Origin of the sequence: Desulfovirgula thermocuniculi DSM 16036 (assembly GCF_000429345.1) — a bacterium.
GTDB lineage: Bacteria > Bacillota > Desulfotomaculia > Desulfotomaculales > Desulfovirgulaceae > Desulfovirgula > Desulfovirgula thermocuniculi.
In genome coordinates this window covers 1-1,945 of record NZ_AUBR01000116.1, presented here as the reverse complement: position 1 = coordinate 1,945, position 1,945 = coordinate 1, and the positions used below count along the sequence as shown (strand labels likewise).

Here is a 1,945-nt window from a genome sequence, read left to right as displayed (position 1 = left end):
GCGGGCATGAGCTCGTCCAAGGTCATCGTGGCCATCAACAAGGACCCCGAGGCCAACATCTTTAAGGTGGCCGACTACGGCATCGTAGGGGACCTCTTTGAAATCGTGCCCCTTCTGACCAAGGAGTTCAAGAAGCTCCTGGGCAAGGAATAAAAAAAAGCAGGTTTTTGTAACTAGAATTAGGGTGTGCAGTGTCGGACAATAGCCCCATTTGGGTGGGGCTAATTTTTTTGTCACGTTTTGCCAAGGCGTGGCATATGCTGGTATCAAAACCAATAAGAGGGGAGAAAGGTATATGGCCATTAAGCCAGGCAAGTGCCCGCAGGGCAGGTGCCCAGAACCGACGGAGAAAGATTGCATTGAGGTCTTCAAAGTTTACGACATGTGCGTGCAGGAGGACGAGGTCAGCGGATGTATCAACGTCACCCAAATTGGCTGTCTGGATCCCTTGCCGCCGGGCGCTACGGTCAGGTGCACGGTGGTGCCGGACAGCGCCCAGTGCCTTGTGTTGGGCTTCGGCCCTTTTAACCCGCCCTTTTTCCGCAACGTCATCCTGCTACAGACCGTTGACGTGAAGGTGGAAGTCCTTGTGGACACCACCGTAATCTGCAGCGGTACCATAACCCTGGACAACATAAAGCAGGTGTTTATGTGGGCGCCTCCGGGCACTTTCGTGCAGTGCCAGGTCTTGAGCGTGGGCAATTGCAGCTGCCACATCATACCGGGCAACCCCTTGCAGCAAATCCCCACGCGCATCTGCTGCAGCGTGCCGGTGTGCAAGGAAGTTCAGATCAAGGCCCTCGTCAAGCTGCTCGTGCCCAGCTACGGCTTCTGCGAAAAGGTGCCCTGCGTCCCCGGCAGGGACGGCTTCGAGTGCCCGCCCGACCGCAACTTCCCGCCGCAGCTGTGCCAGGACCCGCCCGTCATCAGACTGCTTAACGCCGACGGCACGGGCATTGCCGGTGTTACCGTGAGGCTCACGCGCAGGGTTGACGGCACGGTGACCATCACTAGGGTAACCGGCGCCAACGGCGAGGCCGACTTCGGCGACATCGGCGGCTTTGCCGGCAGCCTGGACGACATCGAGTTTACGGACCCGCTGACCCTGAAAACTGTTACCTTCCATGTGCCCCTTGAGTTCACCGACGAAAACGGCGTCCTCCGGGACAGCCAGACGGCCTGCGACATCCAGTTCAGGAGAACTGCTTCCGGCTCGAGGATTTTTGAAGTCACCATTGACGGCTTCAAGCTCCAGGATACCATTGACCCCTAAAAATAACCCTCCGGGACATGAAAAAAGCAGCGGTCAATCCAAACCGCTGCTTTTTTCGTGCGGGGGATTCATGACCTGGTTCAAAGAACCCGACCGTTTTGAAATCCCAGTCAGGCCGGCCCCCAGACCAGGCATTCGCCTCCTTTCCGGATACTTGATTTGCCCTCCGAGGGGCAGGGCGACAGGGGACCTAGGCCCGGGAGCCCCACCCGGACGGGAGTGCTGCACCGGAAGACCACAACCGGCACGGACCGCTTAACAGCGGAGAAGCAAAAGCTTCCACCAGATTGTGTTCACCTCCCGGCGGAGGGTTAACCCCGCCTCCCGCGTCCTATTAGGACCGCCTACCGGTTTGTCCGACACCGGCTAAACGGGGTCACCGCAGCGCCAAGGCCAGTTCCCTGAAGTCGTGCCAAACGGAGTAAAACGCCTCCTGCTGCTCCAAAGTGAGCCCGTTGTGTACCGCCATCTTCCGCTCCAGCCGCCTCAGGCAGGCCTTGACCCTGCGGATCATTCCTTCTCCTTCCCTCGGTATGTCGGGACTGACCTTTGGGGCCAGGTGCTGCTTAATTCGGGTTACCAGTTGCCTGAGCTCTTTGGTCACCCGTTCCCTGAAACCCATCGCCCGGCGGCCTGTGACCAGCGCCGCCGCGCAGTGCACCGGAACCGCGT

At 59.0% G+C, this 1,945-nt stretch carries 1 protein-coding gene and 2 pseudogenes; 2 read left to right on the top strand and 1 reads right to left on the bottom strand.

Features of this window, described 5'->3' with window-relative positions; genetic code table 11:
- Both G454_RS21670 and G454_RS0115040 read left to right on the top strand, forming a co-directional pair.
- A pseudogene (locus G454_RS21670) lies at positions 1–153 on the top strand (electron transfer flavoprotein subunit alpha/FixB family protein); the annotation flags it as partial.
- A 142-nt stretch (positions 154–295) separates the two neighbouring features.
- Positions 296–1,273, top strand: a complete 978-nt coding sequence (locus G454_RS0115040; protein WP_027719227.1) for a hypothetical protein — start codon at positions 296–298, stop codon at positions 1,271–1,273.
- A 376-nt stretch (positions 1,274–1,649) separates the two neighbouring features.
- Here the strand turns inward: G454_RS0115040 and G454_RS21945 are convergent.
- A pseudogene (locus G454_RS21945) lies at positions 1,650–1,945 on the bottom strand (IS200/IS605 family accessory protein TnpB-related protein); the annotation flags it as partial.